15 protein-coding genes and 1 riboswitch are annotated in these 18,539 nt (G+C 67.2%); of the genes, 4 read left to right on the forward strand and 11 right to left on the reverse strand.

Features of this window, described 5'->3' with window-relative positions:
- Window positions 1-2: 2 nt before the first annotated feature.
- The 4 genes from V6W80_RS19025 to V6W80_RS19040 form a co-directional block, all read right to left on the reverse strand.
- Complete coding sequence (locus V6W80_RS19025; protein WP_068383409.1) at window positions 3-611, reverse strand: YqiA/YcfP family alpha/beta fold hydrolase; 609 nt, start codon at window positions 609-611, stop codon at window positions 3-5.
- A gap of 84 nt (window positions 612-695) precedes the next feature.
- A complete protein-coding gene (cpdA, locus tag V6W80_RS19030; RefSeq protein WP_173149001.1) occupies window positions 696-1,502 on the reverse strand; it encodes a 3',5'-cyclic-AMP phosphodiesterase in 807 nt (268 codons plus the stop codon).
- A gap of 139 nt (window positions 1,503-1,641) precedes the next feature.
- Complete coding sequence (locus V6W80_RS19035) at window positions 1,642-2,097, reverse strand: DUF1249 domain-containing protein (RefSeq protein WP_017640755.1); 456 nt, start codon at window positions 2,095-2,097, stop codon at window positions 1,642-1,644.
- Window positions 2,088-2,708 carry an NUDIX domain-containing protein gene (locus tag V6W80_RS19040; RefSeq protein WP_017640756.1) on the reverse strand — a complete coding sequence of 207 codons (621 nt, stop codon included), beginning with the start codon at window positions 2,706-2,708 and terminating at the stop codon, window positions 2,088-2,090. Before V6W80_RS19040 ends, V6W80_RS19035 begins: the two co-directional genes overlap by 10 nt.
- A 186-nt stretch (window positions 2,709-2,894) precedes the next feature.
- Between V6W80_RS19040 and V6W80_RS19045 the strand changes: the two genes are divergently transcribed.
- On the forward strand, window positions 2,895-3,644 hold the full coding sequence (locus V6W80_RS19045; protein ID WP_017640757.1) for an RsiV family protein: 750 nt from the start codon (window positions 2,895-2,897) through the stop codon (window positions 3,642-3,644).
- A gap of 231 nt (window positions 3,645-3,875) precedes the next feature.
- On the opposite strand, the gene cytX is transcribed toward V6W80_RS19045, so the two are convergent.
- Together cytX and thiC are read right to left on the reverse strand one after the other, a co-directional pair.
- Entirely contained in the window at window positions 3,876-5,138 is a 1,263-nt protein-coding gene (cytX, locus tag V6W80_RS19050; RefSeq protein WP_068383420.1) for a putative hydroxymethylpyrimidine transporter CytX, read from the reverse strand.
- A 433-nt stretch (window positions 5,139-5,571) separates the two neighbouring features.
- Entirely contained in the window at window positions 5,572-7,449 is a 1,878-nt protein-coding gene (gene thiC / locus V6W80_RS19055) for a phosphomethylpyrimidine synthase ThiC (RefSeq protein ID WP_017640759.1), read from the reverse strand.
- 102 nt (window positions 7,450-7,551) lie between these two features.
- Window positions 7,552-7,678, reverse strand: a riboswitch (TPP riboswitch).
- A gap of 109 nt (window positions 7,679-7,787) precedes the next feature.
- Between thiC and V6W80_RS19060 the strand changes: the two genes are divergently transcribed.
- Entirely contained in the window at window positions 7,788-9,284 is a 1,497-nt protein-coding gene (locus V6W80_RS19060; RefSeq protein ID WP_338545088.1) for a TolC family outer membrane protein, read from the forward strand.
- On the opposite strand, the gene waaA is transcribed toward V6W80_RS19060, so the two are convergent.
- From waaA to V6W80_RS19075, 3 genes are read right to left on the reverse strand one after another with little or no spacing between them, the layout of a single operon-like run.
- Complete coding sequence (waaA, locus tag V6W80_RS19065) at window positions 9,230-10,495, reverse strand: lipid IV(A) 3-deoxy-D-manno-octulosonic acid transferase (RefSeq protein ID WP_338545089.1); 1,266 nt, start codon at window positions 10,493-10,495, stop codon at window positions 9,230-9,232. The two genes, V6W80_RS19060 and waaA, sit on opposite strands and share 55 nt — an antisense overlap.
- A gap of 48 nt (window positions 10,496-10,543) precedes the next feature.
- Window positions 10,544-12,328, reverse strand: coding sequence for an IlvD/Edd family dehydratase (locus tag V6W80_RS19070; protein ID WP_338545090.1), 1,785 nt, complete (start codon window positions 12,326-12,328; stop codon window positions 10,544-10,546).
- A gap of 32 nt (window positions 12,329-12,360) precedes the next feature.
- Entirely contained in the window at window positions 12,361-13,542 is a 1,182-nt protein-coding gene (locus V6W80_RS19075) for a fumarylacetoacetate hydrolase family protein (protein ID WP_338545091.1), read from the reverse strand.
- Window positions 13,543-13,650: 108 nt separating this feature from the next.
- Between V6W80_RS19075 and V6W80_RS19080 the strand changes: the two genes are divergently transcribed.
- Window positions 13,651-14,598 carry a LysR family transcriptional regulator gene (locus V6W80_RS19080; protein WP_338545093.1) on the forward strand — a complete coding sequence of 316 codons (948 nt, stop codon included), beginning with the start codon at window positions 13,651-13,653 and terminating at the stop codon, window positions 14,596-14,598.
- A gap of 166 nt (window positions 14,599-14,764) precedes the next feature.
- Complete coding sequence (locus V6W80_RS19085; protein WP_338545094.1) at window positions 14,765-16,129, forward strand: MFS transporter; 1,365 nt, start codon at window positions 14,765-14,767, stop codon at window positions 16,127-16,129.
- Here the strand turns inward: V6W80_RS19085 and V6W80_RS19090 are convergent.
- Both V6W80_RS19090 and V6W80_RS19095 read right to left on the reverse strand, forming a co-directional pair.
- Window positions 16,126-17,412, reverse strand: coding sequence for an MFS transporter (locus V6W80_RS19090; protein WP_338545095.1), 1,287 nt, complete (start codon window positions 17,410-17,412; stop codon window positions 16,126-16,128). The two genes, V6W80_RS19085 and V6W80_RS19090, sit on opposite strands and share 4 nt — an antisense overlap.
- Before the next feature lie 222 nt (window positions 17,413-17,634).
- Window positions 17,635-18,519, reverse strand: coding sequence for a LysR family transcriptional regulator (locus V6W80_RS19095; protein WP_338545096.1), 885 nt, complete (start codon window positions 18,517-18,519; stop codon window positions 17,635-17,637).
- Window positions 18,520-18,539: the final 20 nt, after the last annotated feature.

Consider the following 18,539-nt stretch of genomic DNA (forward strand, 5'->3'; position numbering starts at 1 on the left):
CTCTATTCGAAGGTGTTGAAATCCAGCTCGCGCCAGAGCGCCGGATCGAAGCCGGCCAGCTCCAGCAGCAGCGGCAGCTGGCGATGGAAGCCCTGGAAGCCATGGTCGCCGCCCTGCTCGATACGCAGGGTGCAGGCGCCGTAGTAGCGTTCGGCGTCGCGGTAGTCGAGGGTCTCGTCGCCGGTCTGCAGCCAGACGTGGAAGCGCTCGGGATCCGCCGGCGCCGCGACTTCCAGCGCACGCATGGCCTCGACGTGGGCCTCGGTGAGGATCCAGGTCTCGCCGGTATGGTGATTGCGCTGAAGCCCCAGGTAATGCTCCATGAAGCGCCAGGGTCGGACCGCGGGGTTGATCAGCACGGCCTTGAGCCCGTGGCGCTCGGCCAGGACGGTGGCATAGTAGCCGCCCAGGGAGCTGCCGACCAGCAAGGGGGCGTCCAGCTCGGCCAGTTCGTGCTCCAGGAGCGCGAAGGCGGCATCGGCATCGTTGGGCAGCGCCGGGGCGCGCAGGCGGTCCGCCAGGCCGAGTCGGGTCATGCAGGCGGTCAGCTGCCGCGCCTTCAAGGACGCGGGTGAGCTGTTGAAACCATGGATATAGAGGATAGACGGCATCGGGCCGCTCCTACTGGATAAAAAAACAGGTAAAGAGTAACCCGTTTCGACCCGCGCGACCAAGGCAGCCGACCGGCGTCGGCGTCAGTAGCCCGCCGCGCTGTGATCCACAGTGAAGGCATGCTGTTGCAGACGCGAGACACCGGTTTCCAGGGTGCCATCGGGCAACAGGCGCAACCAGCGATAGCCCGGGGCCTGGTCGCCCGCCTTGAAATCCTCGCTGCCCGGCTCGAATTGCAGACCGGTGGACGGCGAGGCCAGCAGACGCACGCCGTTGCGCAGCTGATCGAATTCCTGATGGATGTGACCCCAGAGCACGACCTTGACCTGAGGATGGCGATCCAGCACGGCGAACAGCTCGTCCGGCCGGTGCAGCCCCAGGGGTTCCATCCAGCCACAGCCCACCGGGACCGGGTGATGGTGCAGGCAGATCAGTGCGGGGCGTTCGGGCGCGGCGCTCAGGGCCTCTTCCAGGGCCAGCAGCTGCGCCTGCTCCAGCTCACCGAACACGCAGCCGCGCACGGTGCTGTCGAGCAGGATGAGACGCCAGGCGCCCAGGTCGGTGACGGATTCCAAAAAATCGCGATCGCCACAGGCCTTGGCCATGGGCGCGTTCTCGTCATGGTTGCCGGCCAGCCAGCGCATGGGCGCGTCCAGCGGCTCGGTCAGCGCGCAAAAGCGCTGATAGGACGCCACGGAACCATCCTGGGAGAGGTCACCGCTGGCCAGCAGCAGATCGATGCGTGGCTGCTCCCGTACCACCTGGGCGACCACCTGTTGCAGGCTGGCCGCCGTATCGATGCCCAACAGCCGGCCATTGGCACGAGCAAACAGATGGCTGTCGGTCAGTTGGACGACGAGGGGAGCGTTGACACTATCCGGCAAACTCACCAAAGCCTCCTAGGCATAAGGGGACAACGAGCGCAGGCAGGGTGCAGAAAAGTTCCCGGGAACTTGCGTGCATGCATCACATTTTCGCAGCTTGGCGAGCGAGAGGGAAGCCGCGGCTGTCAGCGTTGCGCCCTGGTACTCATCGCTGCAGGATGGGTTCAGCCTCGTGGCCACAGGCCAGGCAGTGACTCAGCCACTCGCCGAGAAACAGATTGAGCTGGTTCTTTTCGTCAGGCTGATGCATCGCCTGGTTGGGATAGGGATAGCGTCCGAGCAGGTGCCGGGAGGCCCCGGCCGACACCACTTCCGCCATCCGCGCGTCGTGATAGACCCGCACTTCCAGCTCGGGAACCGGCAGCCAGGGCAGCCCCAGTTCCTGGCGGACCCGCAGCACCGTCGTATAGGGACAGGCCTCGGTGACCTCCAGCGCCAGCACCCCCAAGGGGCGCTCGCCTTGCGACAACATGACGCGGCGCGATACCACGGCTTCGCGCATCTTGGGCAGAAGCCGCATCAGCCGCACGTAGTTGGCCTCGCACGTGGCCTGCAGGCCCGGCAGGTCAACTCGATAGCGATCTCGCAGTTTCAGCCCCATAACCCCCGTACCTCGGCGCGATTGAGCGCCAACCATTGCAGGGCGATGATTGCCGCTGCGTTATTGATTCGACCGTCGCGCACCCCTGCCAGTGCCTCGTCCAGCGACCAGACATGGACGCGAATGTCCTCGCCCTCCTCCTCCAGACCATGGACGCCACCGGCGTCCGCGGAGCTGCAGCGGCCCAGGTAGAGATAGACCTGTTCGTCACTGCCGCCGGGCGAGGGGAAGTAGGTGGAGATGGGCCAGAGCGATTGCAAGGTCAGCCCGGCTTCTTCCTCGGCTTCCCGATGAGCGACCGCCTCGACGGCCTCGCCCTGCTTGTCCACCAAGCCCGCCACCGGCTCAAGCAGCCAGGGATGAGCGGTCTTTTCCATGACGCCGACGCGAAACTGCTCGATCAGCACCACCTCGTCGCGCACCGCATCGTAGGGCAGCACGCAGACGGCATCGGGACGCACGAAGACCTCGCGCTCCAGTTCCGGGCCCAAATCACCGGAGAACTGGCGATGGCGCAGCCGGAAACGGGCCATGCGGTAGAAGCCCTGAAAGCAGATCTCGCGGCTCAGGATTTCAACGGCGGGCGCCTGGGATTCATTGGCTTCGGTCATGGGCGCTCCAGCGCTGATTGCAGGTAATCAGATCATCCTAGCGTGCCGCCTGCGCTCGTGCAGCCCCCGGCGCGCCAAGTCGCGAAAAGGACAACAAGCCGGGAAACCTGCGCCCACCCCTGGCAAACTTATGGGGCCAGACGGGTTCGAAAGCCGTCGTTCTCTGTTTCCAGGACAAGGAATCCCATGCGTATCCGCCCGCTCCTCCTGCTCGCCGGCCTGCTGCTCGGTGGTTGCCAAAGCGTCTTCGGCCCCAACCTCGACAAACCCCTCACGCCTCGCCACCAGGCCTGGGAGCACCGCCCCGCCGGCTGCCAGGGCGAAGACTGCCCACTGATCAACATCGACTACGTGGAGTTCGGCGAACCGGCGCTGGACGCCCTGGTGCAACGCCACCTGCTGGGCCTGGCCCGTGCCGAACCGGGCGCGCCCATCCCCGCCTCGCTGGCCAGCTACGAGCAAAATTTCCTCGCCAAGGCCCAGCCGCGCTGGAGCAGCTATCTGCAGGCCAAGGTGCGCGAACAGCATGACGGCCTGGTGATCATTGAATTCTCCAGCTACCTGGCCAACGGCGGCGCCCATGGCCTGGCCGGCCGCGACTTCGTCACCTGGGATCGCCATCTCGATCGGCAGATCACCCTGGGCGACATGTTGGTGCCGGGGCAGGAAGCCGAGTTCTGGCGCCTGGCGCAGCTGTCGCGGGAGGCCTGGATGCTCAGCAACGGTGTCGGCGATGCCGAATTCCGTCAGCAGTGGCCCTTCCTCAAGACCAACAACGTGGCCCTGGACTTCGGCGCCCTGACGCTCAAGTACGACATCGGCAGCATCGCCCCCTATGCCATGGGCCATCCGGAGCTGAAGATCCCCTATCCCAAGCTCAACGGCATCCTCAAGGGCGAGTATTTCCCGGGGCGCGGGAAGAGTCGCCAGCCGTAGTCCGCCCTGTTGGGCTTCGACGGTGGAGCCGTCTCAGCCCAACCTACGGTGTCACCTCGGACCGAGACCGACGTAGGTTGGGTTGAGCGCAGCGAAGCCAACAGGCCCTATTCAGCAGCGCACCGTTGGGTTTCGACGATGGAACCGTCTCAGCCCAACCTACGCCTGCTAAGCCAGCACACTGTTCTCGTAGGTTGGCGCTGAGCGCAACGAAGCCCAACAGGCCGGACCCTAAACTCGCTTCAACCCCAGCAGCGCCTGTGCGGTACCGGCCACCACGATGGCCGGCAGGGTCGCGCCCCAGGCCGGGAGCAGCGTTGGCAGCAGGTGGTAGACGGCCACGCCCAGGGCCCAGGCGATCAGGGATTCCAGGCGCAACGCCCGTACCCGCTGCGGAGCCTTGCGGCGGCGCAGCAGGAAGTGATCCACCAGCACCACGCCGAACAGCGGCGCGAACACCGAGCCGATCAGCAGCAGGAAGTGCTCGTACTGCGCCAGGGGGACCAGCAGCGCCAGCAGGGTGCAGAGGATGCCGATGGCCAGGGTCAGCTGCCAGATCTTCACCTGGGCCAGGAAACCCGTGGCCACGGCCGCCGAATGATAGGCGGCGAAGGCATTCTCCGATTCGTCCAGCAGGATCAGCAGCAGTGGCAGCCCCAGGCCGGCCACGGCCAGGGCGCGTAGCAGAGCGTCGGCTTCACCGCCGCTGGCGAAGGCCAGGGTGTAGGCGAAGCCCAGGCCCATCAGCCAGAGGTTGCCGCAGAAATAGCCCAGCATGACGCCCCGGCCGGCGCTGCGTCCGGTGCGGGCGAAGCGGGTGTAGTCGGCGATCACCGGCAGCCAGGACAGCGGCATGGCCACCACCAGGTCGAAGCCCAGGGCCTGGGTCAGGGAGCCATCGCCCGGGCGCTGCCAAAGAGCGGCCAGGTCGGCGCGCAGGAACAGGTCCAGGGTCAACCAGCCGCAGGCGCCCAACAGCAGCCAGATACCCCAGCGGCTGAGGAAACGGCGCACGAAGGTCAGGGGACCGGCCACCGCCAGCGCCGTGGCCAGGGCGCCGAAGACCAGGGTCCAGAGCACCGGCGAGGCCCAGCTCTGCAGGCCCCAGCTGCCCAGCAGCACGCTGGCCGCCTCGCGCATCACCACCAGTTCGAAGGCACCCCAGCCGATCAGCTGGGTGATGTTGAGCACCGCCGGCAGCAGCGCGCCGCGCTGGCCGAGGCTCTGGCCCAGGGCGGTCATGCCGGCCAGGCCGGTATCGCTGCCCACCAGGCCGGCGGCCGCCAGCAGCAGCACCCCGACCCCGGTGCCGAGCACCAGCACCAGCAGGCCATCGGCCAGGCCGAGGCCGGGTGCCAGCAACGCGCCGGCCTGGGCCACCATGAGACCGATGCCGAGGGAGAACCAGAGAGTGAAGAGGTCGCGCCCGCCAAGGATGCGGCGGTCCGCCGGAACGGGGACGGTGGGGGTATAGAGGCCGGGGGCCTGGGCCATGATGGGTCTCGTGAACAAGGGGTTGAGGGCGCCCAACGTCGTTGGGTGACGCCGGGTATTGTTGGGCTTCGCTACGCTCAGCGCCAACCTACGGTGGTTTGTCTGGAACCGTAGGTTGGGTTGAGACGGCTCCATCGCCGAAGCCCAACGGTCCGGGCTCGATTTCGGCACCGTTGGGCTTCGCTGCGCTCAGCGCCAACCTACGGTGGTTTGTCTGGAACCGTAGGTTGGGTTGAGACGGTTCCATCGTCGAAGCCCAACGGTACGAGGTCGACCTGCGCATCGTTGGGCTTCGCTGCGCTCAGCGCCAACCTACGGTGGTTTGTCTGGAGCCGTAGGTTGGGTTGAGACGGTTCCATCGTCGAAGCCCAACGGTACGAGGTCGACCTGCGCATCGTTGGGCTTCGCTGCGCTCAGCGCCAACCTACGGTCGTCAGACCTGCTTGTAGATCACCCCTCCTTCGTCCTTGAAGCGCGCGGCCTGTTCCTGGAAGCCGGCCTCGATGGCCTTCTGCTCGTCGGTCAGGCCATTTTCCTTGGCGTAGTCGCGGACTTCCTGGGTGATCTTCATGGAGCAGAACTTAGGGCCGCACATGGAGCAGAAGTGCGCCACCTTGGCCGAGTCCTTGGGCAGGGTCTCGTCATGGAAGGCGCGCGCCGTGTCCGGGTCCAGGCCCAGGTTGAACTGGTCTTCCCAGCGGAATTCGAAACGCGCCTTGCTTAGTGCGTTGTCGCGGATCTGAGCGCCGGGATGCCCCTTGGCCAGGTCGGCGGCATGGGCGGCGATCTTGTAGGTGATGATGCCGGTCTTGACGTCGTCCTTGTTGGGCAGGCCGAGGTGCTCCTTGGGCGTCACGTAGCAGAGCATGGCGCAGCCGAACCAGCCGATCATGGCGGCGCCGATGCCGCTGGTGATGTGGTCGTAGCCGGGGGCGATGTCGGTGGTCAGCGGGCCGAGGGTATAGAACGGCGCCTCGTCGCAGCACTCCAGCTGCTTGTCCATGTTCTCCTTGATCAGCTGCATGGGCACGTGGCCCGGGCCTTCGATCATGGTCTGGACGTCGTGCTTCCAGGCGATCTTGGTCAGCTCGCCGAGGGTTTCCAGTTCGCCGAACTGGGCGGCGTCGTTGGCGTCGGCGATGGAGCCCGGGCGCAGGCCGTCACCCAGGGAGAAGCTCACGTCGTAGGCCTGCATGATCTCGCAGATGTCTTCGAAGTGGGTGTAGAGGAAGTTTTCCTTGTGATGGGCCAGGCACCACTTGGCCATGATGGAGCCGCCGCGGGAGACGATGCCGGTGACGCGCTTGGCGGTCAGGGGCACGTAGTGCAGGCGCACCCCGGCATGGATGGTGAAGTAGTCCACGCCCTGCTCCGCTTGCTCGATGAGGGTGTCGCGGAACAGCTCCCAGGTCAGTTCTTCGGCGACGCCATCGACCTTTTCCAGGGCCTGGTAGATGGGCACGGTGCCGATGGGGACCGGCGAGTTGCGGATGATCCACTCGCGGGTCTCGTGGATGTGCTTGCCGGTGGACAGGTCCATCACGGTGTCGGCGCCCCAGCGGATGCCCCAGGTCAGCTTTTCCACCTCTTCCTCGATGGAAGAGCCCAGTGCGCTGTTGCCGATGTTGCCGTTGATCTTCACCAGGAAGTTGCGGCCGATGATCATCGGCTCCAGCTCCAGGTGGTTGATGTTGGCCGGGATGATGGCGCGGCCGCGGGCCACCTCGTCGCGGACGAACTCCGGCGTGATCTCCTGGGGAATGCTGGCACCGAAGCTCTGGCCGCGGTGCTGGTTGCCGAGCAGGCCGGCGGCGCGGGCTTCCTGCAGCTTCATGTTCTCGCGGATGGCGATGTATTCCATCTCCGGGGTGACGATGCCCTGGCGGGCATAGTGCATCTGGGAGACGTTGCGCCCGGCCTTGGCCCGTCGCGGCTGGCGCGCCAGGTCGAATCTCAGGGCGGCGAGGCTCGGATCGGCGAGCCGCGCCTGACCGAATTCGGACGAGAGCCCGGCCAGCAGTTCGGTGTCGCCACGCTCTTCGATCCAGCGCGAACGCACGTCCGGCAGGCCCTTGCGCAGGTCGATGCGGGCGGTCGGGTCGGTGTAGGGACCGGAGGTGTCGTAGACGAACACCGGAGCGTTCTTTTCACCGCCAAAGGCGGTGGGGGTATCGGCGAGGGAGATTTCCCGCACCGGCACACGGATGTCGGGACGCGAGCCGGTCAGATAGACCTTGCGCGAATTGGGCAACGGCTGGGTGGACTGGCGGTCGACGCGGGTGAAGTCGGTGACGTTGTTCTGCTTGTTCATCGAGGCTCTCCTGGTGGGCGCGTTGCCGAGGGAAGAACCTGGACGAAGGGGTGGGCACGCAGGAAGACGCAAGCCCGGACGGATGGCGACCACGGAGATGGATGCGGACGCCCTCTTGTTCCCTACGCAGGTTGACGCACCGCCATGCGGCGCGCCTAGCCTGATCAGGTTCAACGGGATCCGGGACTACCCGATCTCAGCGCCTCGTAGCGCACCCCGACAAGAACGCGGTCAGTGTAAACCCAGACCGGCAGAAACTTCGACCGCTATTTCCTCTCCTATGGCGGATTCGGACGAAGTCACTACACTGGCCCGGTCCCTCAAGGAAGGCACCCAGAATGCGAAGATTCCTGCTGCTCGCGGCGCTCTGCACCACGGCCGGTCTGGCCCAGGCCCAGGTGGCCGGCAGTGGCCTGCTCGACGTCTACCGCGAGGCGCTGGACAACAACGCCGACCTCGCCGCCGAACGTGCCGGTCTCGGCGCCCAGCGCGAGGCGGTGCCCCAGGCGCGCGCTGGCCTGCTGCCGCAGATCGGGCTCGGTGCCCAGTTCAACGACACCCATACCAGCCTGCAGCTGAAGGACAATCCGGCGCTGGGCGTCCAGGGTGGCCGCTACAGCAGTGATCGCAGCAGCCAGCTGATCCAGGCCACCCTCAGCCAGCCACTGTTCCGTGCCGACCGCTGGTTCCAGCTCAAGGCCGCCCAGGCCGCCACCGAGCAGGCCGAGCTGCAGTTTTCCGCCGCCCAGCAGCAACTGATCCTGCAGACCGCCGAGGGCTATTTCAGCGCCCTGCGCGCCCAGGACGCCCTGGCCACCGCCCGTGCCGAGGAAAAGGCGCTGTACCGTCAGCTGGACCAGTCCCGCGAGCGTTACAAGGTCGGCCTGACCGACGACACCGACGTGCTCCAGGCCCAGGCCAGCTACGACAATGCCCAGGCCAACCGCTCGCAGAGCGAGCAGCAGGTGGCGGACGCCTTCCAGGCCCTGACCCGTCTGACCGATCGTGACTACGGCAGCATCGCCGGCATTCGCCACGACCTGCCGATCCTGCCGCCGCAGCCCAACGATGCTCGCCTGTGGGTGGACACCGCCATGCGCCAGAATCTGCAGCTGCTGGCCGCCGGCCAGGGCGTGAACGCGGCGCAGGAAACCCTGCGCCAGCGTCGCGCCGGGCACCTGCCGACGGTGGATGCGGTGGCGCGCTATAGCCACAGCGACAACGATGCGGTGAATCTGCCCAACGCCGAGCAGCTGGCGCTGTTCGGCAGCCCGGTCAACAGCCGCAGCATCGGTATCCAGGTGGAGCTACCGCTGTACAGCGGCGGCGCCACCAGCTCCCAGGCGCGTCAGGCCTACCAGCAGCTGGACCGGAGCGAACAGCAGCAGGAAAGCCTGCGCCGCCAGGTGGTGCAGAACACCCGCAATGCCCATCGGGCGATCAACACCGATATCGAGCAGGTGCGTGCCCGACGGCTATCCATCGCCTCCAGCCAGCGCGCCCTGAGAGCCACCGAGATCGCCTACCAGGTGGGCAGCCGCACCATCGTCGACGTGCTCGACGCCCAGCGGCTGCTGTACAACGCCGTGCGCCAGTACAACGATGCCCGCTACAACTACATCCTGGATACCCTGAGACTCAAGCAGGCGGCCGGTACCCTGGCGCCCAACGACCTGCTGGCGCTGTCGGGCTATCTCGACCCCCACTACGACCCGGATCGCGACTTCCTGCCGCCGGACCTGGCCAAGACCCGCGCCGAGGTCCTGCCGGCGCGCTCGGCTCAGGGCGTGAGCAATTTATCCAGTCCGGAAAGCAGGCGCTCCAGCGCGCCCTGATTGGCGGACAATACCGCGAGACCCGCCTGCCGGCGCCGCTCGGCTTCCGCCGGTTCGGCCCAGAGTCGGGCTACGGCGGCAGCGATGGCCGAGGCTTCCGCTACTGTTTCCAAAGCGCCGGCGTCGCGCAACTGGGCAACGATGTCGAGGAAGTTGAATACGTGCGGACCGCTGAGCACCGGCACGCCGAGAGCGGCCGGCTCCAGCGGATTGTGCCCGCCGCGCTCGATCAGGCTGCCACCGACGAAGGCCACGTCGGCCAGGGCGTAGAGAAACAGCAACTCGCCCATGGTGTCGCCCAGCAGGACCTGGGTCTGCGGCTGCACCGCCTCCCCCGTCGAGCGCTGGATCACGCTGAAGCCTTCGCGGCGCACCTCGGCCAGCACCTCGGGAAAGCGTTCGGGATGACGCGGCACCAGGATCAGCAGGGCATCGGGGCGGGTGGCCAGCAGTTGGCGCTGGGCCTGGAGCAGGATCTCGTCTTCGCCGGCGTGGGTACTGGCGGCGATCCACACCGGGCGACGGCCCCAGCCCTGGCGCAGCGCAGCCGCGCGGGCCGGCAGCTCGGGATCGATGCGCAGGTCGAACTTGATGGAACCGGTCACCATGACCCGCTCGGCACGGGCACCGAGGGCGCGGAAGCGCTCGGCTTCCACCGGTGTCTGCACCGCCAGCCAGGCCAGTTCCGCCAGCATCGGTCCGGTCACCCCGCCCAGTTTCCCGTAGCCACGGGCGGAACGCGCGGACAGCCGGCCATTGGCCAGAGCGATGGGAATGTCGCGGCGCGCCGCCTGGTGGATGAGGTTGGGCCAGAGCTCGGTTTCCATCACCACGCCCAGGCTTGGCCGCAGGCGATCGAGGAAGCGCCCGGCCAGCCCCGGCAGGTCGTAGGGCAGATAGCAGTGGTGCACCTCGTCACCGAACAGGGCGCGAATGCGCTCCGAGCCGGTGGGCGTCATGCAGGTCACGGTGATCGGCAGTTCGGGATGACGTTGGCGCAGCGCGCGAATCACCGGCGCGGCGGCGATGCTCTCCCCCACCGACACCGCATGCACCCAGATGCCGCCAGGTGACACCTCTGGCAAGCCCAGCGCCAGGCGCTCGCCGATGCGTTGCCGATAGGCGGGGGCCTTGCGTCCGCGCCAGAGCAGGCGCAGGAGGATGAAGGGCAAGGCCAGGGTAAAGATCAGGCTATAGAGGGTACGGTTCATGGCGGCAGAGCTTAATGAAGCCCGGCCGCCAGTGCGAGCCTGTTCACTCTAGTGCGAATGCCGCGGCACCCCGCCTTCGCGGGCGATCACCTTGAGGTGCAGGGTGGCCGGTTCCAGGCAGCCGCCGGTGGAAAGCTGGCCCACCAGTTGCCGATAGAACTCCTGCCAGGGGGTCTGGGCCGGCGGCAGATTGGGCGTCCACTCGGCGCGACGTCGCGCCAGTTCGCCATCGTCGAGCAGCACATCGACGCTGCGGGCATTGAGGTCCACGCGCAACCGGTCGTTGGTCTTGAGCAGGGCCAGGCCGCCGCCCACCGCCGCTTCCGGCGACATGTTGAGGATCGACGGACTGGCCGAGGTACCGCTCTGACGACCGTCGCCCAGGCACGGCAGGGAGTCGATGCCCTTCTTGATCAGGGCCGCTGGCGGCGCCATGTTGACCACCTCGGCACTGCCCGGATAGCCCACCGGACCGGCGCCGCGGATCACCAGGATGCAGCGCTCGTCGATGTCCAGGGCCGGGTCGTCGATGCGCGCGTGATAGTCCTCCGGCCCCTCGAAGACGATGGCCCGCGCCTCGAAGCTGTTTTCCTTGCCCGGCTCGGCCAAGTAGGTCTGACGGAAGGCCTCGCCCACCACCGACATCTTCATGATGGCGCTGTCGAAGAAGTTGCCGCTGAGGACGATGAAGCCGGCGCGGTGCTTGAGCGGCGCTTCGTAGGGCTGGATCACGGCCGGATCCGAGCTGGCGGCCCCCTCGGCGATGGCACTGATGGTCTTGCCGGAAACGGTCAGGCAGTCGCCGTGCAGACGACCGGCCTTGAGCAGCTCGTGAAGGACCGCCGGCACCCCGCCAGCGCGGTGGAAGCCCTCGCCCAGGTACTTGCCGGCCGGCATGCAGTTGGCCAGGAGAGGGATGTCCTCGCCCAGGCGCTGCCAGTCGTCCAGCGACAGTTCCACGCCCATGTGGCGGGCGATGGCGATCAGGTGCGGCGGGCAGTTGCTGGAAGCACCCAGGGCCGAAGCCACCACGATGGCGTTCTCGAAGGCCTCGCGGGTCATGATCTGCGAGGGGCGGACGTCGTCCAGCACCAGCTGGCAGATGCGCTTGCCGGTGGCATAGGCCATCTGCCCGCGCTCGCGATAGGGCGCGGGGATGCTGGCGCAACCGGGCAGCGACATGCCCAGGGTCTCGGCCAGGGCATTCATCGACAGGGCCGTGCCCATGGTGTTGCAGTGGCCCACCGAAGGCGAGGCGGCGGTGGTCAGGGCCATGAAGCCCTCGTAGTCGATCTCGCCGGTCGCCAGCAGGTTGCGCGCGTGCCAGAGCACGGTGCCGGAGCCGATCAGCTCACCCTTGAAATGCCCGTCCAGCATGGGCCCACCGGACAGCACGATGGCCGGCAGGTCGGTGGTGGCCGCGGCCATCAGGCAGGCCGGCGTGGTCTTGTCGCAACCGGTGGTGAGCACCACGCCGTCCAAGGGAAAGCCGTGGAGGATCTCCACCAGGCCGAGGTAGGCCAGGTTGCGATCCAGGGCCGCGGTGGGGCGGCGACTCTGCTCGGCGATGGGATGCACCGGGAATTCCATGGGGATGCCGCCCGCATCGCGGATACCGGCCTTGACCCGCTGGGCCAGCTCCAGGTGATGACGATTGCAGGGGGTGAGGTCGCTACCGGTCTGGGCGATGCCGATGATGGGGCGACCGGACTGGAGTTCGTCGCGGGTCAGGCCGTAGTTCATGTAGCGCTCGACATAGAGCGCGGTCATGTCGGCGTGGGCAGGATCATCGAACCATTGCTGGCTGCGCAGCGGGCGTTTGGCGGAAGTCATGATGGTCTCTAGTTGTTATTAGGAAAGAGCGGTTAGCGACCCAGCAGGCCGCGGGCGGCCAGGTTGTGCATCAGAGCACCGAGGCCGAAGCGCCAGGCCGGAGCCTGGTCGCTGGTGGTCACCCTATTGTGCAGGGTGCCCAGCAGCGGGCTGGCGATGCTCACCACGTCACCCACCTTGTGGGTGAAGCCGCCGCCCGGGGCGTCACGGTCCTGGGTCGGGGCGAACAGGGTGCCGAGAAACAGCACGAAGCCGTCGGGATACTGGTGGTTGGCATTGAGGGTCTGGGCGGCGAGATCGGTGGGATCACGACTGATCTGCGCCATGGAGCTGCTGCCATTGAGGTGAAAGCCGTCTTCGCCCTGGACTTCCAGGGTCACCACGCACTGGCGGACCTGGTCGAGATCGAAGGTCTCGTCGAACAGGCGGATGAAGGGCCCCAGGGCGCAGGAGGCGTTGTTGTCCTTGGCCTTGCTCAGCAGCAGGGCGCTGCGGCCCTCGATGTCGCGCAGGTTGACGTCATTGCCCAGGGTGGCGCCATGCAGGCGGCCGCGGCTGTCCGCCACCAGCACCACCTCGGGCTCGGGATTGTTCCACTGGGACACGGGGTGGATGCCGATGGCGCTGCCGCTGCCGACTGCGGCCAGCACCGGCGCCTTGGTGAAGATCTCGGCGTCCGGGCCGATGCCCACCTCCAGGTATTGCGACCACATGCCCTTCTCGATCAGCAGCGTCTTGAGCGCCTGGGCGCGCGGACTGCCCGGCTCCAGGCCCTGCAGATCCGCGCCGATCACCGCCTGCACCTGCTCGCGGATGGCTACGGCGCGCCCGGCATCGCCGCCGGCCTGCTCTTCGATCACCCGTTCCAGCATGCTGGCGGCAAAGGTCACTCCGGCGGCCTTGATCACCTGCAGATCGGCCGGCGGCAGCAGGCGCAGGCGGCTCGGATCGGCCTGTTCGCCGCTGTTGGCCAGCAGTTCCTCCAGGCTGCCGAGGTAGCGCCCGGGGGTATCGCGCAGGGCCTGCAGCGGCGCCTCTTCCTCGAACAGGGCGCTCAGCGTGGCGAAGCGTGCCGAGACATCGAAGACGCCGTCCTCGCGCAGCACCACGGGCGAGGGACCGGCCAGCGGACCGGGCACCCAGGCACGACCGACCAGGGTGCCGGCCAGGCCATCGGTGGGAAGGGTGTTGCCAGGCGAGAGACGAAGAGGCATGGGCAGGACTCCAGGGTTGATGGGTCCACGCTAGGCAGCCGGACTGATAAACTCAAATGGGCTTATCTCATCATTCGATAACCAATGCTTATCGCCCAGGAGGTGTCCTTGTCCGAGCCGTCGTTCAGCCAGATCTGCTACTGGCTCAAGTTTCGCCACCTGCTGCTGATCGACACCCTGGGCCGCACCCGCAACATGCACCTGGCGGCGCAGCAGATGAACCTCAGCCAGCCGGCCATCAGCAAGATGCTCAAGGAGCTCGAGCACCTGCTCGGCTTCGCCCTGTTCGAGCGCCAGCCGCGCAGCATGCCGCCCACGGCGCTGGGTGAGCACGTGCTGCGTTACGCCCGGGTGGCACTCAACGATGCCCGCGACTTCGCCGAGCAGATCGACAGCCTGAGACGCGGCGGCCACGGCCAACTCAAGGTCGGCGGCATCTTCGCCGCCACGGCGGTGGCGCTGCCGCAGGCCATCGTCGCGATCAAGCAGCGCTGGCCGCTGCTGGCCATCGAGGTGGTGGAGCAGACCAGCGATCACCTGATGGAGATGCTCGACGACAAGCTGCTGCACCTAGCGGTGGCACGCTTCACCGACGAAGCCCAGGCCCAGCGTTTCGACTTCCAGCCCCTGGCGCCGGAGCCGTTCCGTTTCGTGGTCAACGCCGATCATCCACTGGTGGGCAGCGGCCCCGTCGGCCTCGATCAGGTGCTGGCCTGGCCCTGGATCCTCTATCCCAAGGGCACGCCGATTCGCGGGCGCATGGAGCGGGCCTTCGCCGCCGCCGGCCTGCCAGTGCCGAGCAACACCATCGATACCATTTCCATGCAGACCTTTCTCCAGGTGCTGCGCGCCGGACCCATGATCGGCATGCTGCCGGAGGCCATGGTCGAGCCCTATCTCGCCAGCGGCGCGCTCAGTGCCTTGGAGCTGCCCCTGCACCTGCCGGCGCAGGACTACGGCATCCTCACCCGCAAGGGCGAACCCCTCGGCGAGGCGGCCCAGGAATTCGCCGCCATCCTGCTGAGCCATGCTGGTCGCGAGGAGTCCGCAGACTAGAGGCTTCGATAACGCGTCGTTATCGAATGATCCGCAAATGCCATTGGGAAAGAATCGCTCCCGCTCCTAGAGTGGCCAGGCGATTCAGACGGCCACCCCGCATCCCCGGCCGCCTTCGACCTCTTCAATAACAACAACGGGCCCCAAGGCCCTGAAGGTCATTCCCATGTTCGAGACCACCGCTCCCCAGGGCGCCGCTGGCGACGCCTTCGAAGAACGCACCTACCGCAAGGTGGTGCTGCGTATCCTGCCGATCCTGCTGCTGTGCTACATCGCCGCCTACCTGGACCGGGTCAACGTCGGCTTCGCCAAGCTGGACATGCTCGACGATCTGGGCTTCAGCAACACCGTCTATGCCCTCGGCGCCAGCATGTTCTTCTGGGGCTACTTTCTCTTCGAGGTCCCCAGCAACCTGCTGCTGCATCGCTACGGCGCGCGCTTCTGGATCGCCCGCATCATGCTGACCTGGGCGATCATCTCCATGGCGGTGGCCTTCACCCAGCCGCTGGCGCAATTCTTCGGTCTGCAGTCGAGCACCCTCTTCTATGTGCTGCGCTTCCTGCTGGGCGTCTGCGAGGCGGGCTTCTTTCCCGGGGTGATCCTCTATCTCAACTACTGGTTTCCGACCCGCCGGCAGAGTCGGGTGATGTCGGGCTTTCTCATCGCCCTGCCCTTCAGTCTGAGCTTTGGCGGCGTGCTTTCCGGCTGGCTGATGAGCAGCCTGCACAACTGGCACGGCCTGGCCGGCTGGCAGTGGATGCTGCTGGTGGAAGGGGTGCCTTCGATCATCATGGCGGTGGTGGTGTTCTGCTGCCTGAGCGACAACATTGACAAGGCGCCCTGGCTGAACGCCCGGGAAAAGGCCCTGCTCAAGCGCAAACTGGAGCAGCAGAACGCCGGCAAGGCGTCGCGCCTCAGCGAGGTGTTCTTCAATCCGCGGGTCTGGCTGCTGGTGTTCATCCTGCTGACCTTCAACACCGGCTTCTATGGCCTGGCCTTCTGGATGCCCTCGATCATCAAGAACGCCGGGGTCAGCGGCAGCCTGCAGATCGGCCTGCTCACCGCCATCCCCTACAGCGTCGCCCTGGTGGTCATGCTGCTCAACGCCCGTCATTCGGCGCGCACCGGCGAGCAGCGCATGCATGCGGCGGTACCGGCCTTCGTCGGCGCCCTGGGGCTGGTGCTGAGCGCCTGGTTCATCCACAACATCGTGCTGTCGATCTTCTTCCTCACCGTGGCCGCTTCGGGCCTGCTGGCGCTGATGCCGATCTTCTGGTCGCTGCCCGGCACCCTGCTTTCCGGCGTCGCCGCAGCGGCGGGTATCGGCATGATCAACGCCATCGGCAACCTCTCCGGCTTCACCGGCTCGATGATCACCGCGACCATGGAAACCCTCACCGGCGACATCAACAATGGCACCTATGTGCTCGGCGCCTGCCTGTTCGTCAGCGGCCTGCTGATCCTGGCGATCCCGGCCTCGATGCTGCAGCGCACGCCGACCGCCGTGCCGCTGGACCTCAAGCCCGCCTAGCCCGCCTCGGGCACGGCCGAGCGCCCGGCTCCCGCGGCGCTCGGCCGGCCGATCCACAGCGCCATCAGCGCCGCCAGCAGACCGGTCAGCCCAGCCAGTACCAGGGCCTCCTGGTAGGAACCGAAGTGCTCGCGCAAGGCTCCGGCGAGAAAGGCCGCACAGGCGGCGCCGAGCATGTGGCCGCAGAACACCCAGCCGAACACCACCGGCGCGCTTTTTTCGCCAAAGCTCTGGTTGGTCAGCTTGACCGTGGGCGGCACGGTGGCGATCCAGTCCAGGCCGTAGAAGATGCCGAACAGCAGCAGTTGCTCGGGAGCGAAGCCGGAGAACGGCAGGTAGATCAGTGAGAGCCCGCGCAGGCTGTAGTAGACGAACAGCAGGCGACGCGGATCGTATCTGTCGGTCAGCCAGCCGGAGGCGGTGGTGCCCACCAGATCGAAGATGCCCATCAGCGCGAGGATCCCGGCGGCCTGCACCTGGGACAGCCCGTGGTCATGGCCCATGGCGATGAAGTGGGTGCCGATCAGGCCATTGGTGGTGAAGCCGCAGACGAAGAAGGTCAGGAACAGCAGCCAGAAATCGCGCCGGCGGCTGGCCATGGCCAGGGTGCCGAGGGTCACGCGAAACAGATTGCCCGGTGCGGAGGCCACTGGCGCCTGGTAGTCCGCCGGGGCGCCATGGGGGCGCAGGCCGACGTCCGCCGGCCGCTCCGGCAGCAGCCAGGCCACCAGCGGGATCAGGGCGGCGCTGGCCACCGCCACGGTCAGCACCACGGTCTGCCAGCCTTCCTGACTGGCGAGATGGGCCAGCAGCGGCAGGAACACCAGGTTGCCGGTGGCGGTGCTGGCGGCCAGCAGGCCCATCATCAGGCCCCGGCGGGCGACGAACCAGCGATTGACGATGGCGGCCCCCAGCACCATGGCCACGCAACCGGTACCCAGGCCGCTGAGCACGCCCCAGGTGGCGACCAGGTGCCAGGGTTCGCGCATCAGGGTGCTCAGGGCGGTGGCCAGGCTGATCAGGGTCAGGCCGCCGAGCAGGGTCCGGCGGATGCCCAGGGTCTGCATCAGGGCGGCGGCGAAGGGCCCGACCAGGCCGTAGAGGAAGATGCCGATGGCGGCGGAAAGCGAGACCGTCTCGCGACTCCAGCCAAAGGTCTCCTGCAGCGGCAGCAGCAATACGCCTGGGGTGGACCTCACCCCGGCCGAGACCAGCAGGGCGAGAAAGATCAGCGCCAGGACGACGAAGACATAGCGCTGGCCGAGGGCGGGAGGTGGGGTCATGGCGATCGTCACGAGCGGGGAAGGGATAAGTCGAGTATTGCAGTCCTGGCGACCTGGCGCTGGTCAAGCTGCCCCACGGATCTGGCCAGAATGGGACTTTCGTTGGCATGGGTCGTGGGCGAGCGCTGAAGGTCCGTCTTGTTGGGCTTCGCTGCGCTCAACCCAACCTACGCGGAGCGCCCGTAGGTTGGCGCTGAGCGCAGCGAAGCCCAACACCTCGACTCAACCAATCGCCCGCAACTCTTCGGCCAGCCGTTGCGCCAGCCAGCGCGCCGCCGGCCCCGGCGCGGCGTTGCGGCGCCAGGCCAGCTCCACCACCAGGGCCGGCGGTACCCAGTCGCAGGCCAGTTCGGCGAGCAATCCCTGGTAGGAGGGATAGCGCGCCACGTGCCGCGGCAACCAGCCCCAGCCCAGGCCGCGCATCAGCAATTCGGCGAGCAGATAGAAGCTGTCGGCGCGCCAGACCTGGGGCGCGATCTGCTCGCCACCGGGATAGGGATGCTCCAGCGGCGCGATCAGCAGCTGACGGTGGCGGGCCAGTTCGCGCCGCCCTACCCCACGCTGGCTGGCCAAGGGATGCTGGGCGCCGCAGGCGGTGACCTGGGCGACATCGCCCAGGGCCTGGCGCTCCAGGGCCTGGGGCATGTGCTCGTGGCGAAACAGCAGGCCGAGGTCGGCCTGGTCGGTGAGCAGCTTGCGCGCCACATCGCCCTGGGCGCCGCTGGTGAGCTGGACTTCCAGGTGCGGGAAGGCCGCGGCCAGAGCGTCCAGGGCATCGAGCACTGGCTGGTAGGGCATGGCTTCGTCCAGCGCCAGGCGCAACAAGGGTTCCTGGCCGGCGCAGAGGGCCTGGGCGCGACTGTCCAGCCGCTGGCACTGGCGCAAGACCTCACGCGCCTCCTCCAGCAGCGCCAGACCGGCCGCGGTGATGACCGGCGTGCGACCATTGCTGCGCGCGAACAGCGCGACGCCCAGATCGGTCTCCAGCAGGGCGATGGCAGTGCTCACCGCCGATTGCGCCCGTCCCAGACGGCGTGCCATGGCCGAGAAACTCGCGCCCTCGGCGATGCCGACGAAGATCTCCAGCTGCTCCAGATTCCACTGCACGACCCATCTCCTCAACGGAT

Source organism: Pseudomonas benzopyrenica, assembly GCF_036884265.1.
In the GTDB taxonomy this organism is placed as follows: Bacteria; Pseudomonadota; Gammaproteobacteria; order Pseudomonadales; family Pseudomonadaceae; genus Chryseomonas; species Chryseomonas benzopyrenica.

Coding starts and splice junctions, on each gene's coding strand:
- V6W80_RS19085 (WP_338545094.1), top strand. CDS start 14,765: ATGTTCGAGACCACCGCTCCCCAGGGCGCCGCTGGCGACGCCTTCGAA.
- V6W80_RS19045 (WP_017640757.1), top strand. CDS start 2,895: ATGCGTATCCGCCCGCTCCTCCTGCTCGCCGGCCTGCTGCTCGGTGGT.
- V6W80_RS19060 (WP_338545088.1), top strand. CDS start 7,788: ATGCGAAGATTCCTGCTGCTCGCGGCGCTCTGCACCACGGCCGGTCTG.
- V6W80_RS19035 (WP_017640755.1), bottom strand. CDS start 2,097: ATGGGGCTGAAACTGCGAGATCGCTATCGAGTTGACCTGCCGGGCCTG.
- V6W80_RS19075 (WP_338545091.1), bottom strand. CDS start 13,542: ATGCCTCTTCGTCTCTCGCCTGGCAACACCCTTCCCACCGATGGCCTG.
- V6W80_RS19025 (WP_068383409.1), bottom strand. CDS start 611: ATGCCGTCTATCCTCTATATCCATGGTTTCAACAGCTCACCCGCGTCC.
- thiC (WP_017640759.1), bottom strand. CDS start 7,449: ATGAACAAGCAGAACAACGTCACCGACTTCACCCGCGTCGACCGCCAG.
- cytX (WP_068383420.1), bottom strand. CDS start 5,138: ATGGCCCAGGCCCCCGGCCTCTATACCCCCACCGTCCCCGTTCCGGCG.
- waaA (WP_338545089.1), bottom strand. CDS start 10,495: ATGAACCGTACCCTCTATAGCCTGATCTTTACCCTGGCCTTGCCCTTC.
- V6W80_RS19090 (WP_338545095.1), bottom strand. CDS start 17,412: ATGACCCCACCTCCCGCCCTCGGCCAGCGCTATGTCTTCGTCGTCCTG.
- V6W80_RS19040 (WP_017640756.1), bottom strand. CDS start 2,708: ATGACCGAAGCCAATGAATCCCAGGCGCCCGCCGTTGAAATCCTGAGC.
- V6W80_RS19070 (WP_338545090.1), bottom strand. CDS start 12,328: ATGACTTCCGCCAAACGCCCGCTGCGCAGCCAGCAATGGTTCGATGAT.